Consider the following 26590-nt stretch of genomic DNA (forward strand, 5'->3'; position numbering starts at 1 on the left):
CCGAACGACATGCTGCTCATCCCCTGCCCGTGGTGCGGGCCCCGCGACGAGGCCGAGTTCCACTACGGTGGCCAGGCGCACGTGGCCTACCCCGAGGACCCGGCCGCCCTCACCGACGAGGAGTGGGCGCGGTACCTGTTCTTCCGCGACAACCCGAAGGGGCCGTTCGCCGAGCGCTGGAGCCACGCGGCGGGATGCCGCCGGTGGTTCAACGCGGTGCGGGACACGGCGACGAACGAGATTCTCGCGGTGTACAGGACGGGTGAGTCGCGTCCGGCGACGTTCGAGGCGAGGCCGACAGGTCCAGCCGCCCGTCCGGGGGTACCCCCTCTGGGGGAGTTCCAGGGCGAGCCCGTCCAGGGCGCCGGGAGTCCGGCGGCGCAGCCCCCGGCGGCGGTCAAGGGGACGGGCCAGTCGGACCCGGGAAGGGGCGGGACGGGGGAGACTCAGCCCTTCCGCCTGGCCGACGGTGGCCGAATCGACCGCAACCATCCCCTGACCTTCACCTTCGACGGCATCTGGTACGAGGGATTCCGCGGCGACACCCTCGCCTCCGCCCTCCTTGCCAACGGCGTCATCGCGGCAGCGACCAGCATCAAGCTCGGCCGTCCCCGCGGCATCTTCTCGGCCGGCGTCGAGGAGCCGAACGCGGTGGTCCAGATCGAGGCCCCCTTCCCCGAGCCGATGCTCCCGGCGACGACCGTCGAGCTGTACGACGGCCTGGTCGCGAGCAGCCTGCCCGGCCAGGGCCGCCTCGCCACCGAACCGGACCCCGCCCGCTACGACGCCGTACACGCCCACTGCGACCTGCTGATCGTCGGCGCCGGCCCGGCCGGCCTCGCGGCGGCAGCCGCGGCAGCACGCAGCGGCGCCCGCGTCATCCTCGCCGACGACCAGCCGGAGCCCGGCGGCAGCCTGCTCGGCACGGCCGAACACCTCGACTGGGTCTCGGCCACCGCCGCCCTGCTGGACGCGGCCCCCGAGGTGCGCGTCCTGCGCCGTACCACCGTCTTCGGCTACTACGACGACAACCACCTCCTGGCCGTCGAACGCCGTACCAACCACCTGGGCGCCCAAGCCCCCGAGAACGTCTCCCGCGAACGCGTCTGGCGCATCCGTGCCCGCCGAGTCGTCCTCGCCACCGGTGCCCACGAGCGCTCGCTGGCCTTCGGGGACAACGACCGCCCCGGCGTGATGCTGGCCGCCTCGGCCCGCACGTACGTCAACCGCCACGGAGTCGCCCCCGGCCGCCACGCCGTCGTCTTCACGACGAACGACAGCGCCTACCCCGCCGCCCTCGACCTTGCGGCAGCGGGCGTCGAGATCGCGGCGATCGTCGACACGCGCCCCGCACCGGGGGAGTGGGCCGATCGCGCCCGGTCCGCCGGGATCGAGGTGCTGACAGGCCACGCGGTCACCGGCACGGAGGGCGATGCCCGCCTCACCGCCGTAACGGTCGCCCCGTACGGAGAGTTTGCCGGGCAGCGTGAGTTCGCCGTCGACCTCCTGCTGGTCTCCGGCGGCTGGAACCCCGTGGCGCACCTGTTCAGCCAGGCCGGCGGCAGGCTCCGCCACGACGAGGTGCTCGGCACGTTCGTCCCGGACACCTGCCGTCAGGCGCTGGAGGTCGCGGGCAGCGCGGCCGGCACCTTCGACCTCGCCGCAGTGCTCGCCCAGGGCGCGGCGGCAGGCCTCCGTGCCGTCGAAGCCGAGGGATACACCGCCGAGGCTCCCGCACTGCCCGCGGTCGCCGTCCGGCCGCAGTCGCCGTCCATGCAGGTCTTCGCCGTTCCCGCACCGGCCGGCGCACCCCGCTTCGTCGACCTCCAACGCGACGTCACCGTCGACGACCTGGCCCGCGCGACCGGAGCGGGCCTGCGCTCGGTCGAGCACACCAAGCGCTACACCACGGCCGGCACCGCCAACGACCAGGGCAGGACAGCCGGCGTTCTCGCGAGCGGCGTCGTCGCGGAACTCCTCGGCGTGGACATCTCCGCGCTCGGCCTGCCGACGTTCCGCCCGCCCTACACGCCCGTCTCCTTCGCCACCCTCGCTGGCCGCGACCGTGGCGCGCTGCACGACCCGATCCGCACGACCGCCCTGCACGGCTGGCATGCCGAGCACGGCGCCCTCTTCGAGAACGTCGGTCAGTGGAAGCGGCCCTGGTACTACCCGCAGGACGGCGAGGACATGGAGACCGCCGTGCTGCGCGAGTGCCGTGCCGCCCGCGAGGGCGTCGCGTTCATGGACGCCTCCACCCTCGGCAAGATCGACGTGCAGGGCCCGGACGCCGCGGCCTTCCTCGACCTGCTCTACACCAACATGATGAGCACCCTGAAGACCGGCATGATCCGCTACGGCGTGATGTGCCGCCCGGACGGCATGGTCTTCGACGACGGCACCGTCATCCGGCTTGCCCAGGAGCGCTTCCTGGTCACCACCACCACCGGCAACGCGGCGGCCGTTCTGGACTGGATGGAGGAGTGGCTGCAGACCGAGTGGCCCGAACTGCGCGTCCACTGCACCTCCGTAACCGAGCAGTGGGCCACCGTCGCCCTGGTCGGTCCCCGCTCCCGCCGGCTCCTCGGCTCACTTGCGCCGCAACTCGCCCTGGCCAACGACGACTTCCCGTTCATGGCGTGGCGGGAGACGACCGTGGCGGGCATCGACGCGCGCGTGTGCCGGATCAGTTTCTCGGGTGAACTCGCCTACGAGATCAACGTGTCACCGTGGGACGCCCTCGCGTTGTGGCAGGCGCTGTACGAGGCCGGTGCCCCGTACGGCATCACCCCGTACGGGACCGAGACCATGCACGTCCTGCGCGCCGAGAAGGGCTACCCGATCATCGGTCAGGACACCGACGGCACGGTCACCCCGCAGGACCTGGGCATGAGCTGGGCGGTGTCGAAGAAGAAGCCCGACTTCATCGGCAAGCGCTCCTACGCCCGCGCCGACACCGTCCGCCCCGACCGCAAGCACCTCGTCGGCCTGCTCCCCGTGGACCCGGCCGTCTTCCTCCCCGAGGGCACCCACCTGGTCGCCGACAGCGAACTGCCCGCCCCGCCGGTCCCGATGCTGGGCCATGTCACCTCCAGCTACCGCAGCGCGGCGCTCGGCCGGACGTTCGCGCTCGCCCTGATCAAGGGTGGCCGGGACCGTATCGGTGAACGCCTGTACGTACCCGTCGGCGACCGGATGCTTCCGGTGACCGTCGCAAGCCCCGTCCTCTACGACCCCGAGGGAGCCCGCCGCGATGGCTGACACCGCCCTGACCGCACGGCAGCACAGCCCTCTGGCGCATGCCGCCGACCGCCTGGCCGCCGCGACGCGCTCCTCCGGGGGTGCGGTCCGCCTGGCCGAACTCCCCTTCCTGGCCCAGGTGAACGTCCGCCTCGACGGGAAGAGCCCGGCGGCGGACGCCGTCGGACTCGCCCTGGGGCTCCAACTCCCCCTGGAACCCAACACCGTCGTGCGCGCCGCGGACCTGACCGCGGTGTGGCTCGGCCCCGACGAATGGCTGGTGGTCGGCCGGCCCGGCGCCCAGCGGGATCTGGAGAGCCGGATCCGCATGGCAGCCGGGGACGGCCCCGTCTCCGTCATCGACGTCTCCGCCCAGCGCACCACCATCCTGGTCACCGGACCCCGCGCCCGCGACCTGCTGTCCCACGGCTGCCCACTGGACCTCCACCCGCGCGCCTTCGGCCCCGGCCGCTGCGCCCAGACGATGCTGGCGCGTACGCAGGTCGTCCTGGTCGCCCGCGACGAAGCCAGGGCCGGTTTCTGGGTACTGGTGCGCTCCTCCTTCGCCGCCTACCTGACGGACTGGCTGCTGGACGCGGCCGTGGAATACGGGTGAACGGCTCGGGAGGAGGACGTACCGCTCGGGCGGAACAACGTCCGTCATACACCGTGCTGACCGCGCGGACGGCCCCGAGGAGTGGCTGAGCACGCGTCAGTGCTGCGGGCGCCATTCGAAGAGCATGATGGTCAGGTCGTCCCTCAACTGATTGCGCTGGTGATCGAGGATGGCGTGGATGAGCAGCCGCAGCACCTCGGCCGGGGCCTGTCCGGCGGCGGAGGAGCGGATGATGAAGTCGGTGAACCGGTCGAGGCCGAATTCCGCACCGCCCGTGTCGCGGGCCTCCACGACACCGTCGGTGTAGAGCAGGATGCAATCGCCCGGTTCCAGGGTCGTCTCGTGGACGTGCCGGGCTGCCGGGGCGAGTGGGCCGGCCAGGCCGATCGGCGGCTGTGGGGGACTGTCCAGCGCCCCGGCGAGCACCCGCTCGTCACGGATCAGCAGCGGTGGGGGATGACCGCAATTGACCCAGCGCAGCACCCCGGTCTCGGCGTCCAGCCGACACACCACGGCGGTGCAGAACTGGTCGGGCAGCCACCGGGCGAGCGCCTGGTCGACGGAGCCGACGACGTCGGCCAGGTCGCCACCGCCCCGGCGGGCGTTGCGCGCCGCCGCCATGGCGACCGACGTGGTCAGGCCGGCGGTCAGATCGTGCCCCATGGCGTCGAGGATCATGGTGTGCAGCACGTTCTTGACCACTGAGTGGTCGAAGGCGTCGCCGGCGATGTCGTACGCCGGTTCAAGGACCGCGGTCGAGATGCACCTGCTGCTGCCGATGGTGCGGGGTGGCAGGAAGGCCCGCAGCATTTCGGCGGGCAACCGCATGGTCGCGGTGCGGGTGCGGGCGGCGAGCCAGTCGCTGTAGGCGCGCTTGGAGGTGATCAGCATGGCGAACAAATGGGCCAGCATCCGGCCGCGGCTCAGCCGTACCTCGTCGGGCGAGGCGGTCCGCACCGCCAGCACGCCCAGCCGCTCCGCGCCGTCGACCAGAGGTACCCAGACGATCGAGCCGTCGTCGGCGTCGGTCAGCCGCGGGGAGACCGTACGGTACGCCCAGCCGGCCGCCGAGCCGTCCACCGGCAGCGGCTCCAAGGCCTCGTCCAGCGGGATGAGCAGCCGTTGCTGCAGGTCGACGAGGTAGACCAGCGCGGTGTCCAGGCCGAGGGCCGAGGCGCACTCGTTCGCCAGGGCGGACAGTTCGACCGGCAGAGCCGTCTGCGCCTTGCTGATCAGCTCTTCCAGCCGATTCTCGTCGACGGTGGTGTCCGGACCGGCGGACGCGTGCGGTGGGTCGGACACGGGGATCACCCCTTCCGCGCCCAGTCTCACACCGATCCCGACTTCTCTCACATCAGGCAAGGCCGCGGCGAGGGCGAGAGCGGCGGCCAAGGCGGTCAGCTGACCTCGACCGGTTTTATGCACCAGCCATGCGATCAGCCGGTCCGGCATCAAGATCACCGGCCCCCCTCCCGGCCCCGCATCCTCGAATTCAATCACCTGTTTGATTTGTCGCGTGAAAGCATCCCGAGGCCACCTCGATGCGAGGAACAGAGGAGAATATGCTGGTCTATGCACGAGAGCGGTGGTGATCAGATATGGCACGCCGACGCCAAGCCTCAAGCTCACGCCTCCGTGAAGCCACCCGGCTCGCACTGGTCGGTGCCCTGGCGGCCGTCCTGACGCTGGGCGCCGGTCCCGCCCAGCCCTCCTCCGCGGGCCACGTTTCGACGATCGACGAGGCGACTCACCGGATGACCGTCACGGATCACGGCCGGACGGTGATGACCTTCACTGTGGGCTTCGGAAAGTCCCACTTCCGCACGCCGTCCGGAACGTTCCATGTGCTGGGCAAGAACGAGGTCATCAGGATGACCTCGTGCAGCGCCAACATCACGTGCAATCCGCGTGATCCCAACTACTACGCCCTCACGGTCCACTGGGCGGTGCGCTTGACCAGCGCTGGTGTGTTCGTCCACGCTGCGCCCTGGGACCACGCCATCGGCCAGGCGGATACCTCCCACGGCTGTATCCACCTGAGCACGGCGGACGCCCACCGCTTCTACGATTTCAGCCGGGTCGGCGACACAGTGATTGTCAAGAACGCCGGCGGCCCGAGCGGTTCGTAGCGCCCCGCATTCCTCAGCGACGAAACCAGGGGCTACAGCTGCCCCACGGTCCACGCTCAACTGGCCGGCCGAAGCGCTCAGTGACACCCTCCGGTGGGACTCGAACCTGCACCAGGCGCTGAGAAGATGCGGGCACGCCCCAGTCGCGGCCCGGCAGCCACGTGCCGCTGGAAGCAGCGCCTGATGACCTGCACAGACAAGAGCGGCCAGGTCCGAGAGCGACGCTCACGCATCGAGCACCCCCCGGCCCCGCCCAGGCGGGGCCGCTGCGCATGTCACTCAGGGTGCGGGAGGGATGGCGCGGGCCAAAGGTTCCAGGGCTCCGTACAGGGCGGCGCGGAGTGCGGCGGCGAGTTCGCGCGAAGCGCCTGCAAGGTCCGTGGACATTACGTTTCCCAGGATCCCAGGTGCTTTGGCTAGGTTCGGTCAAGGTGTGCTGAAATCCTGGTCGGGCTGCGGATGATGGGTAACACTCGGTCGCGGGAGGGGGATCGCGTGCGGTGGTCCGTTGGCCGCCGTGGCGTTCCGAGGTGTCGCGCTGCCCTGGGGAGGGCGGTGGGCTGATCGGTGGGGGGATGTGTGACGCAGTCGCTTCCGGGGCAGCGCCCTGCTCACGAGCGGGTGGTCGGCGGGCCCGGAGGGCTTCCGGTGGTGGTGATCGGGGCTGGCCCGTACGGGTTGTCGGTGGCCGCTCATCTGCGGGCCGCCGGGGTTGCAGTGCGGGTTTTCGGGGAGGTGATGGGCAGTTGGCGGCATGCCATGGCCACGGGGATGTTCCTGAAGTCGACCCCGGACGCCACCGACCTGTCTGCACCCGAGCCGGGCGGACGGCTGGCGGACTTCCGCAGGGTGCACGGTGAGTCGGAGCTGACGGAATTGACGCCGATCCCGTGCGACGTGTTCGTGCGCTACGGGCAGTGGTTCCAGAAGCGGTACGTCGGCGACGTGGAACCGGCCAGGGTCGCCGGCGTCGACCGCGCCCCAAGCTCTTCCGGGTTCGCCGTGAGACTCGACGACGGCCGGCAGTTGACGGCGGCGGCCGTCGTGGTGGCGACCGGATTGAACGGCCTGGCATCCATACCGAAGGAGTTGCTGCGCCTCGCGCCGGAAGGAGCGGGAGCCGGGGCCCTGGTGTCGCACACCAGCCACCACAGCGACCTGTCGCGGTATGCCGGACAGCGGATCGCGGTCGTCGGAGGAGGCCAGTCCGCGCTGGAGAGCGCCGCGCTGCTGCATGAGGCCGGAGCCCAGGTGGAGGTGCTCGTGCGGGAGCGGCGCGTTCGGTGGGGGTCGGTTCCGCAGCCGAGGCGGCCTTGGCCGCAGCGGCTTGCGCAGCCCGCCTCACCCCTGGGGACGGGCTGGATGCTCGCCGCGGTCTGCCGGGCACCAGGCGGGGTGCGGTGGCTCCCCGCGGCCGCCCGGCTGCTGTTGTTCCGCCGGGCGCTGGGGCCCTCAGGCGGCTGGTGGCTGCGCGACCGGGTCGAGGATGTCGTGCCGGTGCGCACCTCGTGCCGCGTCACCCGCGCCGAGGCGTCCGGCTCCATGGCCCTCCTGGGCCTGGCCGGGCCGGGCGGTTCGGAGGGTCTGGCTGTCGACCATGTGCTGGCCGCCACCGGCTACCGCCTCGACATCGACGCGCTCGCGTTTCTCGCCCCTACGCTACGGCGGCGCATCGTCTGCGTGCCCGGCTCCAAGGCCCCTCAGCTGACCAGTATGTTCGAAACATCCGTGCCTGGGCTGTACGTCACTGGTTCGCTGGCCGCCCCGATGTTCGGCCCCATGATGCGCTTCGTCGCCGGAACGCAGTACGCCGCCACTCGCGTTGCCCGCGATGCCGCCCGATGGGTCGTCGCTCCATGAGCCTGGACCGGTCTCCACACAAAGGAGAGAGGCGGAACAGTGGGAGGATTGCCAGCGTGACGGCAAGTACCAGTGATATCGAGAAGGCGGCCGGTGTGCTGCGCGCTGGCGGCCTGGTGGCCCTCCCGACCGAAACCGTCTACGGTCTGGGCGCCAACGCCGAGGACCCCGCCGCCGTTGCGCGTATCTTCCGGGTCAAGGGACGTCCGTCCTCCCACCCGCTGATCGTCCACCTTGGCGGCGCGGAGTATCTGGATGACTGGGTCGAGGACGTGCCTGCGACGGCGCGTCTGCTGGCCGAGCACTTCTGGCCGGGGCCGCTCACGCTGGTCCTGCGGCGCGGTCCCCGCGTGCCCCTCGAAGCGACCGGTGGTTTGGAGACGGTGGCCGTGCGCGTGCCCGACCACCCCGTCGGGCTCGCGCTGCTGTCGGCCTTCGGCGGCGGTGTCACGGCCCCGTCCGCCAACCGCTTCGGCTCGGTCAGCCCCACCACGGCGGACCATGTCCGTGCCGAGCTCGGTGAGGCCGTCGACTTCGTGCTGGACGGCGGCCCCTGCGAGGTCGGCGTCGAGTCGACCATCGTCGATGTCACGGGTGATGCCCCGAGCATTCTGCGGCCGGGCGGGGTGACGCGCGAGGACCTCGAAGCGGTGCTGGGGTGCCCGCTTGAGGTTCCTTCGACGAGCCGTGTGCGGGTGCCGGGCCAGCATCCGTCGCACTACGCGCCGCGGGCGCGGGTCGTCCTCGTCGAGCCGGAGAAGGTCGTCGCCGAGGCGGGGCTGGCCCAGGAGCTGGGGCACCGGGTGGGCGTCTTTCTTCCCGCCTTCCTCGCCGACGCTCCGGTGAAGGCGCACGCCGTGGTGACGGTCCCCTCTTCGATGGCCGCATACGCACACGGACTGTACGGGTTCCTGCGCGAGCTCGACCAGCAGGGGTGCGACCTCATCATCGCGTCCGTGCCGGTGGAGGAGGGGCTGGGACTGGCGATCGCCAACCGGCTCCGCCGCGCCGCCGGTCCCCGGCCCTCATAAGTGACCAGTCGCATCCGTGGTCGCCGCCTCCCGGAACGGACGGCCGTGGCCGCCTTGGATGTTGTGGGCGCTGCGGCAGTCAGGGTGCCGTGACGGCGGGTACGCCGAGGCCGCGGGTGGCGACGAGGCGTGCGGTGCCGTCGGCCAGGCCGTAGCACAGGCCCACCACGGCGGCCTGTCCGGCGGCGACCTTCTCGGCCAGCAGCCGGGAGCGGTCCAGCAGGAGGTCGACGGTGTGCCGGATGTGCTCGTCCAGGATCTCCTCGCTCTTCACGCGACCGGCGGCCCGGGCCGAGAGCACGCTGGGTGTCACCCGCTCGACGACGTCGCGCACGTATCCGGCCGGGGCGACCCCGTCCTCCAGGGCGGCGCAGGCGGCCCCGACGGCACCGCACGCCTCGTGGCCCAGGACCACGACCAGGGGGCAGTTCAGTATGTCGACGCCGTACTCGATGCTGCCGATCACTTCCGGTCCCATGACCTGGCCGGCGGTGCGGACCACGAACAGGTCACCCAGTCCGCGGTCGAAGATGATCTCGGCGGCCAGGCGGGAGTCGGAGCATCCGAACAGCACGGTGAACGGGCGCTGGGACGCGGCGAGCTCGGTACGGCGGGCGGCGTCCTGGTTCGGGTGCTCGGGGGTTCCCGCGACGAATCGCTGGTTGCCGGCCATCAGCAGCTCGAAGGCTTGACGGGGGGTTGCGGCCTGGATCTCGTTCATGGCCGAAGCCTACGATCCGCCCTGCGGAGTCGAGCCGCCAGGTCCGCTCGTGCCCCGCCGGGCGCGTCGCTGCCTTGCACCGCCCAGATGCCCAGGCGCCGGGCGATGTCGGCTTCGGCCTGGCCAGGACTGTGCAGGACATCCCCGAAGTCATGATCGCGCTCTGCCCGAACTGCCACGCGCTCAAGACGCGAGGCAGGAACCAGAAGCTGCAAGAAGGTCCCGCGGATGAAGCTCGCAACCGCCACCGGGCCTTCATCCAAGGAAGCTGGTTTGCCGCGGAGCTTTCTTCTCGTGCCGGGTACGGAAGCAGCGAAACCGGGCTCCATGACGTCGGCAGGCGCGGCTTGACGGTTGCGTACAGATCCGGAGGCCATGTGCGCCACTTCCTCTCACCAGTTGGGCGAGGATGTCCCGGTCGGCCGATGAGCGGCCGACCGGGACGTCGGGTTCAGGCGAGGTCGAACCGATCGAGGTTCATCACCTTGTCCCATGCGACCACGAAGTCACGCACGAACTTCTCTCCCGCGTCCCGGGACGCGTAGACCTCCGAGACGGCTCGGAGCTGGGAGTGCGAACCGAAGATGAGGTCGACGGCGGTGGCGGTCCACTTGACCTCGCCCGTGGCACGATCTCGGCCTTCGAATACGTCCTCAGCCGAGGCCGACGCCTTCCACTCCGTGCCCATGTCGAGCAGGTTGATGAAGAAGTCGTTGGTCAATGTCTCCGGCCGGTGGGTCAGGACGCCGTGTGGGGTTCGCTGGAAGCCGGTATTCAGGGCCCGCATGCCGCCGATGAGAACCGTCATCTCGGGAGCGGTCAGGGTCAACAGGTTGGCGCGGTCCAGTAGGAGAGTCTCCGGAGACAGCTTCTCTCCCGCCCGGAGGTAGTTGCGGAACCCGTCTGCGGTGGGTTCGAGCACGGCGAACGACTCCACGTCGGTCTGCTCCTGGGAGGCGTCCGTGCGCCCCGGTGTGAACGGGACTGTGATGTCGTGCCCGGCGTTCTTGGCGGCTTGCTCGACGGCCGCGCACCCGCCCAGGACGATCAGGTCGGCGAGCGAAACCTTCGTTCCGCCGGCCTGTGAGAGGTTGAAGTCGTGCCGGATCTGCTCGAGGGTCTGCAAGACCTCCGTCACCTCGGGCAGGTCATTGACCTCCCAGTGCCTTTGCGGCGCGAGCCGGATCCGTGCCCCGTTGGCCCCGCCACGCTTGTCGGTGCCGCGGAAGCTCGCCGCCGACGCCCAAGCGGTGGTGACCAGCTGGGAGATGGACAGTCCCGAGGCGAGGATCCTGCCCTTGAGGGCGGCGATGTCCTCGGCCGTGACCACGTCGTGATCGACGTCGGGGACGGGGTCCTGCCACAGCTGAGGCTCGGGAATCCACGGGCCGAGGTAACGCGAGAGGGGGCCCATGTCGCGGTGCAGCAGCTTGTACCACGCCTTGGCGAACGCCACCGCCAGCTTGTCCGGGTTCTCGTGGAAGCTCTTCGCGATGGGCCCGTAGATCGGATCCACCTTCAGCGCGAGGTCCGTCGTCAGCATCATGGGAGCGTGCCTCTTCGACGGATCATGAGCGTCGGGCACAGTGCCCTGGGCCGACGGATCCGTGGGAGTCCACTGCTTCGCACCGGCAGGACTCGTCGTGAGTTCCCAGTCGTACCCGAAGAGGTTGTCCAGGTACCTGTTGTCCCACTTCGTCGGCTCGGAGGTCCACGCGCCCTCGAGCCCACTGGTGAGGGCGTCCGCGCCCTTGCCGCTGCCGTATGTGTTCCTCCAGCCGAGGCCCTGCTGCTCGATGGGAGCCGCCTCGGGTTCTGGGCCGATGTACGAGGGATCGACCGCGCCATGGCACTTGCCGAACGTGTGGCCGCCGACGATGAGCGCAACCGTCTCCTCGTCATTCATTGCCATCCGCCCGAATGTCTCGCGAATGTCCCGGGCGGCGGCCAACGGATCCGGGTTACCGTTGGGCCCCTCCGGATTGACGTAGATCAGGCCCATCTGCACGGCACCGAAAGGGCCGACGAGTTCCCTGTCGCCGCTGTAGCGCTCGTCTCCGAGCCACGTGTCCTCGGGCCCCCAGAAGATTTCCTCGGGTTCCCAGATGTCTTCTCGCCCGAAGGCGAACCCGAACGTCTTGAAACCCATCGATTCCATGGCACAGTTGCCGGCGAAGACCAGAAGGTCGGCCCAGGAGATTTTCCGGCCGTACTTCTGCTTGACCGGCCAGAGCAAACGGCGTGCTTTGTCGAGGCTCGCGTTGTCCGGCCAGCTGTTGAGGGGGGCGAAACGCTGAGCACCGGCGCCGGCGCCGCCCCGGCCATCGGCGATGCGGTACGTTCCCGCGGCATGCCAACTCATCCGGATGAAGAGCGGACCGTAGTGGCCGTAGTCGGCAGGCCACCAGTCTTGTGACGTCGTCATCACCTCGAAGACGTCCTGCTTCAGCGCGTCGAGGTCGAGGGTCGCGAACTCTTCTGCGTAGTCGAAGTCCTCGCCCATCGGATTGGACTGGGGCGAGTGCCGGTGGAGAACCTGGAGGTCCAGCTGATTCGGCCACCAGTCCCGATTCGTCTTGGGGCGAGTCGGTGTGGGGGTCGGGGAGGGGATTACTGGGTTCTCGCTTTCGCTGCGGGACACGTCCGTCCTTCTTCCTGTCTCGGTGTTTCCTTCTGCTGGCTGCTACTCTCGAGTTTTTTGCCTTGCTGGTGTCGAGCACGTGCCGGCATCCGTATGGTGGCGCACCGCAGACCGCACCACCACGAGAACACGCAGAACACCCCGCGCAACAGGAACTCGATGTCCGAAGTGGTTTGGGGTCAGGCTCAATGGTTGACGACTCTCTCGGCCTCTGAGACAGGCGAGAAAAGGCTGCTTTTTCTGATCATCATGATCGCCCCGCTGACGTGACAAGCGGATGCGGACAGTTGTGTGGCCGTGGCCTGGCACCTAATGGAGCGCTGAACCTGCGACACCGGTGCGTGTTTGCAGCCTTCGGGGAGCCGGCGGGCACACCACCGCGGTCGCTGGCCGAGGAAACCGTCATACCGCCTGCCGCGACGGCCAGACCGACCAGGGTGACGGGCCTCCTGCCGACCCGGTCCTTCCAGGGGAGACGAGTGGCGCCCAAGGCCATGCCGGCCAGTCCGCTGCCGAGAGGCACTCCTCGTCCCTCTTGCCGGACGCATCGAATGCCGCATTGTGGCGTTGGCAGGTACAGGTCTCCGCATCGCCGGGGGCAGCAGCCCCTTTCGAGGGCGGTACGGCCGAACGGCCCGTGCATCCGCGTCGACTACCGGCGTCAGTGGCCCGTCGCACGGCCGGGGCATGAGCACCGCCGGCGAAGTCTTGGTCCTTGCTCGCCGAGCCCGGGAAATCCTGGTTCGCGGAGCACGAGGCGTCCACCTCCGACTGGTCTCGCGACGTCCGTCACCATCCGGGCGCCGGCACGACGAGACCACCGGAGGGCCGCAAGCGGGCAGTGGCCGCCCGGTACGGATGAGAGACCGCTGAAGAGCCGCTGACCGTAACAGGCAGAAGGTCGCCCACGGCTGGGATTTCAGCAACTGGTGGTGTAGATAAGTCAGTTGTTGCGTCTGTTGGATCGCAACCGGCGGTGGTCGCGGTGACTGGTCAGTCGCTCTCCCTGCGATCGCCGACCCCCCTCATGCACAGCGAAAGGCACATTTATGGCGAACAACCGCAGGATGCGCTACGGCGGAAGGATGCTGGCGCTCTCGGCGGCTGCCCTGGGCATGGTCGCGGCGATAGCCGTTCCGGCCTCGGCCGATGATCAGCCCACCCGGGCACAGCTCATAGCCGACTGCGACTCGGGTGCAGGGAAGTGCACCTTCAACGACCCCAAGCTGGGCCAGGCGTATCTCGGAGACTTCCACCGGGTCTCCGACTCGCTCTACAACTGCAGCTCGTCGCCCGCCACCCAGTCGATGACCTGGTCCGACACAATCGGTTCCACGGACTCGGCGGGCGTATCCGTGACCGCCGGCGGCAAGGTAGCGGGAATCATCGACCTCAGCGTGACGGCGACCTACAGCCACACCTGGTCGAGCACGCACTCGGAGACCAGCTCCGTCAACATGACGGTGAAACCCGGTGAAGTGGGCTGGATCTCCCGTGCGCAGGTGATGCAGACCGTCTCCGGCACATGGCAGACGCACTACGACGACCGGAAGTGGGGCCACTACTTCTGGTTCGTCCCCGACGTAGTCACGGGGCCTGCCCCGAACGGGACGGACGGTCAGAGCAACGCGGTGGTCGTCAAGTCCAGGAAGATGACCGCTCAGGAGAAGCAGTCCTGCTCCAGCCGTTCCGGTAAGGCCAAGACGTTCGTCGTCCAAGGCTGACTCACCGATCGCGCGCCTGGCTGCCTCGCGGTCCGTGTCTCCGCGAGGCAGCCGGGGCAGCTCGGGTCGCTGGTGGCGCAGGAGCGGTGGGCCTGTCGGGGCTCAGGCAGACCGGCTCGTCCAGCGGCATGGATTGCGTGTCGAAGAAGGCCGCACAGCGGTATCGGGTGCCGGTCGAAGGCGCCCTGCGCATCGCGATCAACCTCAACGGGAACGACGGGGAAGCCCCCGCGTCACCGCGCCCCCTTGCAGGTGCGGCTGGACAGCGCACGGACGGTGCCCTGGTAGCTCATCATCCCGCTGAACGCGGCGGAGTCACCCTTCCGCCTGGTTGGGCACCGGCCACTGCCGCTGGGGGAGCCTCCCGTCGGCGTTGCGGAGCGAGTCGATGCCGACGAGGCGGTGACGCTCCCCGGCCCCCCGGCCCCTTGGCCTTCGCGCAGGCGGCCGATTCCGTCTGCCTCCGGTGGCCGGAGGACCCGCTCCCCGCGTAACGGTCGACCGTGCCGACCGCCCACGAGGCGACGTCGGACGGATGTCTCCGAGTCGCGGCCCCCGAGGGAAGGGGGACTGCACAGCCGGCTCAGAACTTCGCGCCGAAGTCCTGGGTCCAGTAGGTGCCATGGGTGCTGCCCGGCTTCGTCACGTAGCCGACGCCTATCTGCTTGAGCGAGCAGTTGAGGATGTTCGCCCGGTGGCCAGGGGAGTTCATCCAGGAGTTGACCACGTCGGCCGCGGTGGTCTGCCCGGCGGCGACATTCTCGGCCAGGGCGCTCCAGCCGGTGTAGCCGGCCGCCTGGGCCCTGTCCACAAGGCTGCTGCCGTCGGAGCCGGTGTGGTCGACGAAGTCGTGGTCCGCCATGTCGGCCGTGTGGCTCTGGGCGGCTTTGGTGAGTGCGGTGTCGCTAGTGAGCGCCGGGCAACCGGCCTGGATACGTTGGGCGTTGGTCAGCCTGATGACTTCCGACCGCATCGAGGCAGGGCCGGCGGCCGCCGACGCGGGAGTGGCCGGCAGCGCGGCGGACGCCACCGCACCGGCAAGGATCGTCACAAGGTGTCGGGGGACTGACATGGTTGTCTCCAAACCAGGGCGGGGCACTGCAGCCCAGCGGAACGTTGTCGGGGAGTCGGAGCCCCGCGTCGTCGGGCGGTACGAAGGCCCAGGCGGCGCACGGCGGGTGGGCGGTACTCGGCGCGGCCGCCGCCGTCTTTCACGGCCGCGCCGAGTGGTTTCCGTGCCGGCCGGAGAGAACCCGCGGTTCGCCGGTGTCTCGGGTGGCGTATCGGAATGTGTGGGCCGCCAGGGATCCGGCACCGCCGGTCAGGCCCCCGCCCGTCAGGTGCCGCCGGTCATCAAAGGGGCTTGATGACGACCTTCTTGAGGAAGGAGTAGCCGGGGAACCTGAAGACCTGGCCCTCACGGTTGAGGGTCTTGTCCTTCTGTTCACCCATCGCGGTGACGTATGTGAGGGTCACCTGCATGAGCTTGCCGTCCGCGGGCTTGAGGTCGATCGCCTCGAACGGGGTCAGGTTCCGGACGTCCGTCGTGGTGCCCTGGCCGGTGAAGCAGAGCCCTTCGTCACCGGTTTGGAGCCGGACGAAGAGGTGGCTCCCGGGACTGATCTGGTGTGCGTTGCAGGGGTTGATGACGGGCGCGGTGGGAGCGGCCACCCCTGCGGACGCGGCGAGGGTCACAAGACCGAAGCCGGCCGCGAGTGTGGCCAGTCCGGCTGCTGTCTTCTGCCTGATGGCGGTCATGAGGTCCTGCTTTTCAGGGCATGGCTGATCTGGTCGCAGCGGATCTGAGAGCCCGGGATCAGTTCAGGACCTTCTGTTTGACCACGATGTGGCCTGCGTCGGGGTTGAGGCTGCCGCCGAGCCGGCTGAAGGCACCGTCGGTCAGGTCGAGGCACTTCGGTTCCTGCGGCGTCTGCTGGAAGGTTCCGCGGTCGTTGATGCGGACCACGAGTGACTTGCCGTTCGCGACATTGGTGACCTGCACGCGGGTCCCGAACGGCAGCTGGGGATTGCGGGTCAGCGAGGTCGCCGCCGTGTTCTTGTTGTTGTCGAAGACCTCGCCGCTGGCAGTGAGGGCTCCGGCGGGTATGGGACCGTAGTGCGTCGCCCAGCAGTTGTCGGCCTGCGGGGTGGCGGGCGCAGCCGAACTCGCCGGAGCGAGCCCCAGTATGGCGGTCAATGTGACGGCTCCGGTGGTCAGCGGGGCGTAGAGTGTGCGCTTGCTCATGCTCGTTCCTCGTTTCGTATGGCGTTGTTCGACGTCGTGGTGGATCGGTGAAGGGAGCGATGTGCTTCCTGTCCGTGGCGGCATGCGAGAGCCGGCACGGCTGTTGTCGGATGCAGGGTGGGGCTGTTTCTCAGCCGGCCGCGCGGTAGGCGGCGCCCACCTCGGTGGCCGACGCACCGTTGTAGAGCCCGGTGCCGTCACCGCGGCTGGTGGAGAGGGTGAACCACGCATACCGTTCGACGAACGGCAGCCCCTGCAGCATGGCGGTCGACTGCTTCACGAACGCGGCCTGCTGTGCCTGCGTCGGATATCTGGGCGTGCCGGTCGAGAAGTCGATCAGTGCATACTCGGTGAGCCAGATCGGCTTCTTGTAGCGGTTGTAGGTGGCCTGGAGGTAGTTGCGCAGCTGGGCGGTCGCATTCGGGGTGTCGAAGTCCCCGCCGTACCAGTGCACGGGAATGAAGTCGACCTTGTAGTGACGGCTGGCGGCGCCTTTCATGAAGCGGTCGAGCCAGCCGTCTGCGCGGTCGGCGCCGGTGGCGACCGCGGGTGCTCCGAGCCGCATGCCGGTCGACTGCAGCCGGGGCCACAGTGCGAGTGCCTGCGGCACGGTCATGTTCGCCTGTCCCGGCATATCGGGTTCGTTGAACCCGAGCAGCGTCTTCCCCTGCTGTTCGGCCTCGCCCAGTTCCGCGTCGGTCACCGAGTCCTTGCCCCAGATCATGGGCACGAATTCGACACCGGGCGGGGGCGTGATCTGCTGCCTGCCCGAGGACCAGGTGTAGAACCAACCGGCTTTCGAGTCGGTCAGCGTCCTGGTGACACCGGTGAAGTTCCAGGCGCTGACGCCCTTCTTCTTCACCGTGGCGGAGGACGCGTTCACCGGGTCAGTGGGGGTGGCGGCATCATTGCCGGTCGCAAGCAGGGCCAGCACCGCCAGAATCACGGCGAGTCCGCGTATCTTGGGTATTTTTCGCACGGCTTCTTCCTCTGTCGTCCGGCCTTCTCGTCAAGTGGCATTCACGGTCAGGAGGGCCGGATTGCCTTTGCGGTCACGAGGCGCGGTGGAAGGTCACGAGGAAGCCGCTGCACTTGCTGCACTGTTGCATCACCTTGTTGCCCGGCTCCTGGTCCTGCCGGGACCACCCATAGGCCTTCGGGCAATGGGAGGCGATCATGTCGCTGTAGGCGGTCTTGGCGTCCCGGTCGGGATTGGTGCACAGCATTGGTTTGCCGTCCGCCCAGCGCGTCAGATCGGCCGTGGGGCAGTTCGGCAGCAGGTTCTCCGCGCAGCCCATCGTGTCGCACCCGCCACCGCCGGAGCCCACGTTCCGGGGGGCGATCGTGATCGGGACCGAGAACGCGTTCACGTAACTCACGTCGTACCAGGGAGCGATCGCGTCCTCGGGGTCGAAGTTGAACTCCGCGAGGCTTGTGGGCTGTTCTCCGGTGTCCTTGGCGCAGTGGTCGGCGAACTTGCCGCAGTCCCCGACCGCACAGTGGAAGGTGCTGCCCGGCGTCCCGGTGCATCCCATGCGTGCGAAGAACTTTCCGCGCCAGTGGCCGGGCGCCGTCGTCTCGGGAACGGTCACCGTCGCCGACTGGCCGGCCTCCAGGACCGGCAGCCTGGTGAAGTTCTTGGACCCGTCGGCGTTCACATCGCTGCCGATCCAGATCTTCCTGCCGGTGTTGTTGACGAACGTGACCGTGTGGTTGACCGCCGCCGCGGCGACCGGTGCGGCGGAGCGCGGAACGGCCGTGCCCGCGCCGGTACTCGGCGTGGCCGGCATCAGGACTGCGGCGACCGCGGCGACCAGGGCGGTGAGGAGGGTGGTCAAGGGGAGTCGCAGGGGGATTTTCAGAGGTGTTCTGCGCATGATTCCTCGTCGTAAGACGTCATCGAGCGGATTCCGAACGGCGCGGGAAGGCAACCCGCAGCAAGGCGGTGGGGAGGCCGGTTACCGTGCCGGCCTCCGGGTCAAGGGCATCGCCTGCCCGCGGTGGCCCCGGTGGGCGCGGGTGGTGTGTTGTGGTGACGGGCCGTGGTCACCACCGGCACGTTCAGCAGGTCAGCTTGTCACCGGGGGTGACGCCCAGGGTCTGCGTGAACTGCCGGTAGAGGTTGACCCGGTCCTGCATCTGGGCGGGGTTCTGGCCGTTGCACTCCAGCGCGCCGTTGATGCTGCGGATCGTCTCGCCGAATCCGGCGCCGCTGACCATCGCCTTGTGCGGCGTCATGGAGCCGGGACCGGCCTGAGTGGTCCAGTACCACAGCGCGGTCTTCCACGAGATGGTGGCGTCGGTCTCGACGAGGTTCGGCTTGTGCAGCAGGTCGACGCCCAACGCGTCCCCCGCCGCCTTGTAGTTGAAGTTCCAGCTGAGCTGCATCGGTCCGCGCCCGTAGTAGGCCGCCTGGCCGGCCGGGCAGCCGTACGGCCGGCTCGCGTCGCAGTAGTGCGGATAGTTGGCGGGGTTCTGCTCCTTCGTGTAACGCAGGCCGCCGGTCTCGTGGCTGACGTTTGCCAGGAGGGCCGCCGCCTCCTGCTTCCTGACCGTGTCGCTGCCGGTGTGGGCGAAAGCGGGGAAGGAGTTCATCGCGTTGCGCAGCCCGGCGTAGGTGTAGAAGGGGTTCTTGTTCGGGAACATCTGCTGGAACTGGGCTTGGCTCACGACGAAGTCGGCCGAGACTGCCGCGTGCTCGGCGGTCACGGCGCCGGCAGAGGTGGCGGGAAGGACAACCGCCGAAACGGCGGCCACCACGGCTGCGGTGGCCACGGCGATACGGGATGCGGACATGACAATACGCACGACAACTCCTCGGAGAGTGCCTGGACGGGGAGAACGATCCGCTTCCGGCGCGACCACCCCCACACGCCTGTGATCGCACGGACAAGGCGGCGCCGAATCCGCCGGCGGAGCCTTGCCGTTCGGTCACCGCCATGGGATCGTCCTGCGCACCAAGATTCCTCGTCCCGGACGGCCGCCGCATCGGCAATGCCCACCGTTACGCAGACGTCACGCGGACATCGGCCTCACCCTGCCGCCCCGTCGTGCCGAGACATCGGCCTGCAACCGCTCCCATCCTCCGGCGTTCGACTCAGCTCATGAATCCGCCGACCGCCGTGCAGTCCTCGCCCCGGCGCATCTGACTCGGGTCCGGTTCTTCACCGGCGAAACGGCGGACACGATCCCCGGTCGACGACCGCCGTCACGCCACGAACCCGGCCCCGGCCTTTCCTTCGGCGTGCGTGGGCACGGCCTGCGCCCGCCTTGCGGACCATGCGGCGACATGGGTGCGGGAACGCAGGCCGAGTGTGTTGCGGATATTGCGGACGTGTGTCTCGACGGTGCGGACCGACAGATACAACCGGGCCGCTATCTGCCGGTTGGTGAGTCCGGCGGCCACCAGGGCGATCACTTCCCGTTCGCGCGGGCTGAGCGGGTCGTCCCCACCGGGTGCAGTTCCCCGCCGTCCGTCGCGCGCGTAGTCCACGATCTCCCGCGGACCCAGCCGGCGCCCCGCCGCAAGCGCACCCTCGGCCCGTGCCTTGGGCAGCGCCCCGAGCGCTGTGGCCGCCGCCTCCTCCACCTGTGCCCGGAACCAGGGAGGTATGACGAGGGCCGCGGACGCGCCATGCCTTTCGACGGCCGCGAACAGCCGCAGCGCCCGCTCGAATCGCCCGCTTCTCACTGCGCTGACAGCCAGGCCCCAGAGCGCGGGGCCGGCTGCGCCCAGGTGAGCCGTGTCGCTCACGTGGTCCGTGTCACCCAGCGCCTCGTCGAAGTACGCCTCCGCCGCATCGAGGTCGTCCCGCTCCAGGGCAAGGACACCGGCCGTGTGCAGGATCACTCGTAGCAGGACCGGATTGGCCTCGCCCCGCAGGATCGGGAGGGCTTCGTCCACCAGCCGCTCCGCCTGCACCGTATCGCCGCCGCGAAGCAGCTGCCAGGCGAGGAGGTTCAGGCAGAACCCGGTCATGACGCGATCGCCGACCCGGTGGCTGATCTCCACACACTCCTCGAGATCGGCCCTCGAGCTCTGGTCACCTCGTTGTGTCCGGGCCAGGCTCAGCACCAGCAGTAAGCGGCAGAGCAGATGATCGCGGCGGTGCGGGCGCCGGCGCTCGAGCGTCACTGCCTGGAGCGCCAGATGCACCGCTTCGCCGGCGTCCCCTTCCCACGCGGTGAGCAGCGCCTGCATGCACAGAGCGATGCTGCGGTCGCCCGCTCCCGGGCCCGTACGCTCCAACGCGCCCGCCAGCATCGTCCGGGACTCGCCCGCATACCCCCGGTTGATGTCCACGAGGGCCAGTGCCCCGGCGAGGAGGAGCTGGCGCGGGTCGCTTCCCACGCTCAACCACTGCAGAAGACATGTGAGGTTGTCGCGTTCCTCGTCCAGCACCCGGCAGGTCCGGGCAGGTGTGAGCGCTGCCTCCCGGAACGGACGCGCGAGTTCCGCCATCCAGTCCACGAGACGCTCGTAGGCCCGCGCCTCTTCGCCCTCGGCACGGAGCCGTTCGTGCCCGTAACACCGGATGGACTCCAGCATTCGGAACCGGGCGGAACCCGTCGGGCCGGCACAGGGGACGATGAGGGACTTGGCCTCGAGACCGGCCAGCAGCCGTGGCACGGCCGACGCGGGCATGTCGTCGTCCGTGGCGACGGCCGCGGCGGCATCCGGCCCGAACCCGCCCGGCAACAGCGACAGTGACCGGAACAGCTTCTGCTCCTGACTCGTCAGCAGGTCATAGCTCCATTCGATGGCCGAGCGAAGACTCTGGTGACGCCGATCCGCCGTACGCCATCCGCATGTCAGAAGGGAAAAGCGGTCGTCCAGCCGATGGTGAATCTCACCTGGCGGAAAGGCCCGCACAAGGCCGGCCGCCAGCTCGAGGGCCAGCGGCAGCCCGTCGAGCCTGGCACACAACGCGGCGACGTGTACGGCGTTGTCCTCGGTGAGCTGGAATTCGGAGGAGACGGCCTGCGCCCGGTGGACGAAGAGCCGGACGGCGTCCGAGCGCAGCAGGCCTGCGAGTGATCCGCCACCATCGGAATCCGGCAGGGAGAGACCGCCCACCGAGTACACCGTCTCGCCCGGCAACCGTAATGGTTCGCGGCTGGTGGCCACGACCCGCAGGCCCGGATGGCGAGGGAACAACGTGCTGAGGGCCCGTCCGCAGGCGTCGAGCACATGCTCACAGTTGTCGAGCACCAGAAGCCGATCACGGTCGGAGCCCACCGCGCCCCCTGCCCCCACCGTCAGGACATGCGGCTCCCCGGCCGACGCGAGCGCCTCGATGATCCGCTGCCGTGCTTGCTCCCCCGTTGCCGCCGACCCCAGTTCGACAAGGCTGACCTGACAGCGTCCGCCGCGCTGCTCAAGCGCAGCCATCTCCCAGGCCAGGCGTGTCTTGCCCACGCCCCCGGGCCCTGTCAGAGTCAGCAGTCGCGTGGCGCGCAGCAGCCGCTTCAGCTCCACCAGCTCATCGGTCCGGCCGATGAAACTGCTCAAACGCGCTATTCCGGTCGCAGTGGAAGCGCTCATTCCGTCGCCCTTGAGCCTCTGGCGGTAGGCCCGCTGACGGCAGGCGTTCGAGCAGTATCGCGGACGCTTCTTCCTGCTCCTTACGTCATCAGCGGAGCCTCGGCGAATTCCGCTGCCGCACACATCGCAGGATGACCTGGGCGATTCAAGCCGATTCCCGCGAGAATCTCCATCGCACTGCATCTGATACTCCTTTCGCGAGTCGGGTGATAGCGGAAGGTGCTGGGGGTTCCTCCTTCGCCGTGACGGTGCCTCGGCAGTGGGCGGTGGTCCGCCCAGGCGGCGATTGACATCCGGGTTGCAGCGGCCGGTTGCCACATGCCGCATCCGTCGCGGAGCAGCGTGCACGCGAGCGGGGTATTTCGAGGGCCGCGCTGCCGGACGGCGGGCACGAGATCGTGGGTGGCCTCGCTGCGGAACCCTCCTGAGGGCCGGCCGGGTTGCCGTCGGACCTCGGACCGACGCAATGGATGGCGGACGGAATTCAAACGGGCGCCGCCGAGCCTCGACCCGGTTTCCCGCCTGCGCCTTTCACCGCAGCCCGACTGTCAGGCAGGGTGTCCCCTCGTTTCGAGGCTCCTGCTTCCGTCTTCGGCGGGTTCGGCTCGTGTTGAACGGCCGACCGGGCGACTTTCCGGGCCTCTTCACCACTGGGCGGCTGCCACGTGTCACCCGTCGGGGGCGAGCGCATGGACACGGCTGATCACACCCTTCGGAACCCATCCGGTCCGTGGACCGACCCCGGGGCCGGCGGCACGAGTGAAGCACAACGGCTGACGGCACTTCAACCACTGAAGTTTTTAAGCCACTTAAGAATCTGTGGTGCTATTGGAACCTGCTAGATTCGACGCGTGACCGAACCGGACCGCCCAGCGCCTCGCCTGCGGGAGCGTAAGAAGGCCCGCAGCCGCCGGGCACTGGCCGACGCGGCCCTGCGGCTCTTCCTCGAACGCGGCTACCACGCCGTCACCGTGGCGGAGATCGCCGATGCCGCCGAGGTCTCGGTGCCGACTCTGTTCTCCTACTTCCGTAGCAAGGAAGCGCTGCTCTTCGACCTGGAGCCGGAGATCGCCGCGGGCCTCGTCGCCGCCGTCAGTCAGCGCTCCCCTGGCCGTGACGTGCTCGACGCGGTGCAGGAGTACCTGCTGTCGCTGCCATGGGCGGAACCGCAGCAGCGGGAACAGTTCGAGGCGTTCCTCGCGCTTGTGCATGGCACCCCGGCACTGCGCGCCTACTGGCAGCAGATGTGGCTACGGCACGCGGACACCCTGGCCGTCGCGCTCGCGGCCGACCGCGGCCTGGAGGCTCCCGACCTGCGGACGCGTGCAGTGGCCCGATTCGTCGTCGACGCAGCGATGCTCGTCACACTCGAACCGGACCCACGGGCAGCGCTGGCCGATCTGCTCGGCTTGCTGCGCTCCGGGCTGGACGCCGCCGGCCTGCCCTGACCGACCACCGACCTGTCGGCCACCCGGGGCGCCTTGAAGCGACTCCAGTGCGCAAGGCGCTCCGTGGTGGGGGCACACCCCAGTCGGACTCCCATCCTCTCGGCCCGGCGCCTGGCGCAGTGACCAGGCGGCGGGCCGGCGTACTGCATCCAGCCAGGGCGGTGAGCGCGAGGCTCGGACCTCCTCCCCGCCGCGCGGCACGCCCGCACGTCGCTCGGCGGCTGCCGGCGGGCCTGTGCTGCGCGTCCACACACAGCGGCATTCCGAGTTCCGGCGCCCAGGGCGATGACGGAGCGGGAGGTCACCGCGGCGGGCACGGGAAGGTTTCCTCTCGTGTCTGCTCAGCGTGCCGCGTCCGTCGCCTGCCGGGCTGCCGCGCGGAGCGCGGAGCGCAGACTCGCCGCGTTGCGGTAGCCGACCATGGAAGCGATCCGATCCAGACTCAGGCCGGTCGTACGCCGCAGATGCTGCGCACGCTCGACACGCAGCCGCCGGATCAGGGCATACGGGGAGAGGCCCAGCCGGCTCCGGACATGGCGCTCCAGGGTGCGCCGCGTGGTCCCGAGCGCGGCGGCCGCGTCCGCCACACCGACGTCCCGCTCCATATTGGCGCGGATCCACTCCTCGAACGCGGTCACGTACCGGTCGACAGAGGCCAGGTGGCCCCGCGCCGCCTCGACGCTGGGTGCCGGGCGGTCGTCGATGAGGAGTGTCCTCGCGGTGAACTCCGCGAGCTGCGGGCTGACCCGCGAGACTAGGCTCATGGCCAGGTCGATGTGCGCGAAGGCGGCCCCGGCGGTGGCGATCGGGCCATCCCGCACCACCATCCGGCCCATGTCGAGCTCCGCCTTTGGATAGCGTTGCCGGAAGAGGTCGCCGAGCCACCAGCTGGTCGTGGCCCGCCGGTGGTCCAGCAGCCCGGCTTCCGCCAGGACGAAGGTGCCGGTGCAGGCGGCTGCCAGCTCGCGGCCGTCGATCGCCCAGTCGCGCAACACCCCCCGTAGCCGCCGTACCTCCTCCTGCGCGAGCGTGCCGACGACACCGGCGGGATCGTTGGGCGCCGTGGCGGGGATCACCAGCACGTCCAACTCGGTCAGTGCCTCGGCGTCGCCGAGCGTCAGGCCGGCCGGTACGAGGAGGCCGCCCGCCGTCGGCACCGGCTCCTCGCCCTCGGTGACCGTCCGGGCCGTGATGCGCGGAATGTCCCGGTCCACATGGCGACGAGCCGCGTCCGCGGTGCGCAGGACGTCCAGGACCGTGGTGAGCCCGGAGTCCCAGCACCCGGGAAGAGCTATCACTCCGACCTTCATGTCGCGAACGCTACGCCCAGTGTCGCGATCGCTGATACGGGGCCTCCTACGGTGTGCGCCATGCCCACCACAGGAGCACACCGCAGTACGGACGACGCGGGCAGGAGCGAGAAGGTCCTGGTTCGCCGCGACGGACCGATTCTCCTGATCACCGTGAACCGTCCGGAGAAGGCCAACGCGTTCGACGCCGAAGTGATAGCCGGACTGTCCACGGCCTACGCGACACTGTCGGACGACCCGGACCTGCGCGTCGGTGTCGTCCATGCCGAGGGCCGGCATTTCACCGGTGGCCTCGACCTCGTATCGCTCGCCCCGCGCCTCGCCGCCGGTGACACGACCATCATTCCGGAAGGCGGCAGGGACCCCTGGGGAATCTGGGGCGAGCCCGCCACCAAGCCGGTCGTCGTGGCCGTCCACGGTCGTTGCTTCACCGCCGGACTCGAACTCGTACTCAACGCCGATCTCTGCGTGGCTGCGGACGACGCCGTCTTCGCGCAGCAGGAGGTCAGCCGCGGCATCATCGCGCTCGGCGGCGCCACCCGACGGCTCCCGCAGCGCCTCGGATGGGGTCAAGCGATGCGCTACCTCCTCACCGGTGACCAGTTCGACGCCGCCGACGCCCTGCGCCTCGGCCTGGTGCAGGACGTCGTACCGGCGGGCCGGCAGCTGCAACGGGCCGTGGCGCTCGCCCGGCGCATCGCCGAACAGGCGCCGCTGGCGGTCCAGGCCACCCTCGCCGACGCCCGTGCCGCCTTCGCCGAACCGAGCGCCGAGTCGGCGGAGCGGCTGCGCGAGGCCGGACGGCGTCTGCTGGCGAGTGGCGACGCACGGGAGGGCATCAGCGCGCTGATCGAGCGCCGCGCGCCCGTCTTCACCGGCGCTTGACCCTGCGACGCAGCGAAGGAAGACCCATTCACACATCGGAGGAAACTCATGCGCGCCGTGATCGGCGATCGACCCGAGCACTATGAGCGGCTCGGTATCACCCCGGGAGTCATCCAACCGTGGGAGGACGGCCTGCGTACGGGCGGCGCCGAGGGCACCTGGGAGTGGTGGTACTGCGATGCCCATCTGGAGGACGGATCGACCTTGACGGTCGAGTTCCACACCAAGCCGCCCTACGTCTCCCCGAAGTCGCCGCTGACTCCTTTCGTCCTGCTCACCCTGACCCTCCCCGACGGCACCAGGATCGACAAGATGTGCACCGAGGAGCCCGGTGCGTTCCGGGCGTCGACGCACGGCTGCGACGTGAAGATCGGAGCCGGCACGTTCAAGGGCGGTCCGGAAGACGGCTATACGGTCCACGTCGAGATCGACGACGTCGTCGCCGACATCACGCTCACGCCGGAGGCACCGCCGTGGCGCCCGGAGACGGGACACGTGTTCTTCGGCGAGAACGAGGAGCACTACATCGCCTGGCTGCCGGTCGCGACAAGGAACGCGGCAGACGTCACCCTCGTCCGCGGCGGCCGCACCGAGCGGCTGACCGGTGTGGGTTACCACGACCACAACTGGGGCAACGTCGCCCCGCGGAAAGTGCTCGACCACTGGTATTGGGGCCGGGCCTGCGTGGGTGACTACACCGTCGTCACGCTGATGTTCGTCACCAACGAGGCCTACGACAAGGCGGAGATGCCGGCATTCCTGGTCGCCGAATCCGGCAAGGTCCTTGCCTCCGCCGTCGGCCCGGACAGCCTGACCTTCTCCGAGGACGACATGGTGGTCAACGAGCAGAGTGGAGTGCCGGTCGCGAAGCGGCTGACGTACCGGACCGGTCCCGAGTCCGCCTCGTACGCGGTGACCTTCCAGCACCGCAAGGACGCCTTTCTGCTGGACTTGGGAAACGCCGGTGCCTACCACCGGTTCATCGGCGACGTCACCGTCGAGCACACACACGCCGGCCGGACCGATATCGCTCGAGGTCGGACGCTCTGGGAGCTCCTCCACTTCGGCCCCCGCGCCGCGAAGGGCACGGGGGCGTTCCGCGATGCGGCGGGCCCCGCACTGTGATCGGCCATCAGGCCTGACACCCACGTCCGCACCGGCGGCGGAGCCCGGTTGCGGGCGGGCTCCCGCCGCG

At 69.4% G+C, this 26590-nt stretch carries 20 protein-coding genes; 9 read left to right on the top strand and 11 right to left on the bottom strand.

All coding sequences use genetic code 11. From position 1 onward, the window contains the following. Positions 1 to 9 precede the first annotated feature (9 nt). Positions 10 to 3261 carry a sarcosine oxidase subunit alpha family protein gene (locus LZ604_RS13730; protein ID WP_234515348.1) on the top strand — a complete coding sequence of 1084 codons (3252 nt, stop codon included), beginning with the start codon at positions 10 to 12 and terminating at the stop codon, positions 3259 to 3261. Next, positions 3254 to 3856, top strand: a complete 603-nt coding sequence (locus tag LZ604_RS13735) for a sarcosine oxidase subunit gamma (protein WP_234515349.1) — start codon at positions 3254 to 3256, stop codon at positions 3854 to 3856. The genes LZ604_RS13730 and LZ604_RS13735 overlap by 8 nt, the downstream gene beginning before the upstream one ends. A 96-nt stretch (positions 3857 to 3952) precedes the next feature. Here the strand turns inward: LZ604_RS13735 and LZ604_RS13740 are convergent, their stop codons facing one another. Next, on the bottom strand, positions 3953 to 5158 hold the full coding sequence (locus tag LZ604_RS13740; protein ID WP_234515350.1) for a PP2C family protein-serine/threonine phosphatase: 1206 nt from the start codon (positions 5156 to 5158) through the stop codon (positions 3953 to 3955). A 431-nt stretch (positions 5159 to 5589) separates the two neighbouring features. Between LZ604_RS13740 and LZ604_RS13745 the strand changes: the two genes are divergently transcribed. The 3 genes from LZ604_RS13745 to LZ604_RS13755 all read left to right on the top strand — a co-directional run bounded on the left by LZ604_RS13745 (position 5590) and on the right by LZ604_RS13755 (position 8876). Further along, positions 5590 to 5985, top strand: coding sequence for a L,D-transpeptidase (locus LZ604_RS13745; protein ID WP_308283586.1), 396 nt, complete (start codon positions 5590 to 5592; stop codon positions 5983 to 5985). Positions 5986 to 6639: 654 nt separating this feature from the next. After that, positions 6640 to 7845 carry an FAD-dependent oxidoreductase gene (locus LZ604_RS13750; protein WP_234515484.1) on the top strand — a complete coding sequence of 402 codons (1206 nt, stop codon included), beginning with the start codon at positions 6640 to 6642 and terminating at the stop codon, positions 7843 to 7845. A 56-nt stretch (positions 7846 to 7901) separates the two neighbouring features. Further along, a complete protein-coding gene (locus tag LZ604_RS13755) occupies positions 7902 to 8876 on the top strand; it encodes an L-threonylcarbamoyladenylate synthase (RefSeq protein ID WP_234515352.1) in 975 nt (324 codons plus the stop codon). A 79-nt stretch (positions 8877 to 8955) separates the two neighbouring features. On the opposite strand, the gene LZ604_RS13760 is transcribed toward LZ604_RS13755, so the two are convergent. Then, complete coding sequence (locus LZ604_RS13760; RefSeq protein WP_234515353.1) at positions 8956 to 9597, bottom strand: carbonic anhydrase; 642 nt, start codon at positions 9595 to 9597, stop codon at positions 8956 to 8958. Positions 9598 to 10048: 451 nt separating this feature from the next. Continuing rightward, the gene (katG, locus tag LZ604_RS13765; protein WP_234515354.1) at positions 10049 to 12238 is read right to left on the bottom strand and encodes a catalase/peroxidase HPI; all 2190 of its coding nucleotides are present in this window, start codon (positions 12236 to 12238) and stop codon (positions 10049 to 10051) included. Positions 12239 to 13287: 1049 nt separating this feature from the next. Between katG and LZ604_RS13770 the strand changes: the two genes are divergently transcribed. Continuing rightward, complete coding sequence (locus LZ604_RS13770) at positions 13288 to 13962, top strand: hypothetical protein (RefSeq protein WP_234515355.1); 675 nt, start codon at positions 13288 to 13290, stop codon at positions 13960 to 13962. A 583-nt stretch (positions 13963 to 14545) separates the two neighbouring features. On the opposite strand, the gene LZ604_RS13775 is transcribed toward LZ604_RS13770, so the two are convergent. The 7 genes from LZ604_RS13775 to LZ604_RS13805 form a co-directional block, all read right to left on the bottom strand. Further along, positions 14546 to 15034, bottom strand: coding sequence for a CAP domain-containing protein (locus LZ604_RS13775; RefSeq protein WP_234515356.1), 489 nt, complete (start codon positions 15032 to 15034; stop codon positions 14546 to 14548). A 281-nt stretch (positions 15035 to 15315) separates the two neighbouring features. Then, positions 15316 to 15720, bottom strand: coding sequence for a hypothetical protein (locus tag LZ604_RS13780; protein ID WP_234515357.1), 405 nt, complete (start codon positions 15718 to 15720; stop codon positions 15316 to 15318). A gap of 58 nt (positions 15721 to 15778) precedes the next feature. Then, entirely contained in the window at positions 15779 to 16207 is a 429-nt protein-coding gene (locus tag LZ604_RS13785; RefSeq protein WP_234515358.1) for a septal ring lytic transglycosylase RlpA family protein, read from the bottom strand. Positions 16208 to 16337: 130 nt separating this feature from the next. Beyond that, entirely contained in the window at positions 16338 to 17186 is an 849-nt protein-coding gene (locus LZ604_RS13790) for a glycoside hydrolase family protein (protein WP_234515359.1), read from the bottom strand. Between the two features lie 73 nt (positions 17187 to 17259). Continuing rightward, positions 17260 to 18084, bottom strand: coding sequence for a thaumatin family protein (locus tag LZ604_RS13795; protein WP_234515360.1), 825 nt, complete (start codon positions 18082 to 18084; stop codon positions 17260 to 17262). Between the two features lie 184 nt (positions 18085 to 18268). Continuing rightward, positions 18269 to 19003, bottom strand: a complete 735-nt coding sequence (locus LZ604_RS13800) for a chitinase (protein ID WP_234515485.1) — start codon at positions 19001 to 19003, stop codon at positions 18269 to 18271. 412 nt (positions 19004 to 19415) lie between these two features. Continuing rightward, positions 19416 to 21719: an ATP-binding protein gene (locus LZ604_RS13805; RefSeq protein WP_234515361.1), complete on the bottom strand. Its 2304-nt coding sequence runs from the start codon at positions 21717 to 21719 to the stop codon at positions 19416 to 19418. An 884-nt stretch (positions 21720 to 22603) separates the two neighbouring features. On the opposite strand from LZ604_RS13805, the gene LZ604_RS13810 reads away from it, so the two are divergent. Beyond that, complete coding sequence (locus LZ604_RS13810) at positions 22604 to 23200, top strand: TetR/AcrR family transcriptional regulator (RefSeq protein WP_234515362.1); 597 nt, start codon at positions 22604 to 22606, stop codon at positions 23198 to 23200. Between the two features lie 341 nt (positions 23201 to 23541). Here LZ604_RS13810 and LZ604_RS13815 read toward each other — a convergent pair whose 3' ends face one another. After that, positions 23542 to 24510: a GlxA family transcriptional regulator gene (locus LZ604_RS13815; protein WP_234515363.1), complete on the bottom strand. Its 969-nt coding sequence runs from the start codon at positions 24508 to 24510 to the stop codon at positions 23542 to 23544. 60 nt (positions 24511 to 24570) lie between these two features. On the opposite strand from LZ604_RS13815, the gene LZ604_RS13820 reads away from it, so the two are divergent. Together LZ604_RS13820 and LZ604_RS13825 are read left to right on the top strand one after the other, a co-directional pair. After that, positions 24571 to 25395, top strand: a complete 825-nt coding sequence (locus LZ604_RS13820) for a crotonase/enoyl-CoA hydratase family protein (protein ID WP_234515364.1) — start codon at positions 24571 to 24573, stop codon at positions 25393 to 25395. A gap of 48 nt (positions 25396 to 25443) precedes the next feature. Next, complete coding sequence (locus tag LZ604_RS13825) at positions 25444 to 26520, top strand: carotenoid 1,2-hydratase family protein (protein WP_234515365.1); 1077 nt, start codon at positions 25444 to 25446, stop codon at positions 26518 to 26520. Positions 26521 to 26590: the final 70 nt, after the last annotated feature.

Origin of the sequence: Streptomyces glomeratus (assembly GCF_021462825.1) — a bacterium.
In the GTDB taxonomy this organism is placed as follows: Bacteria; Actinomycetota; Actinomycetes; order Streptomycetales; family Streptomycetaceae; genus Streptomyces; species Streptomyces glomeratus.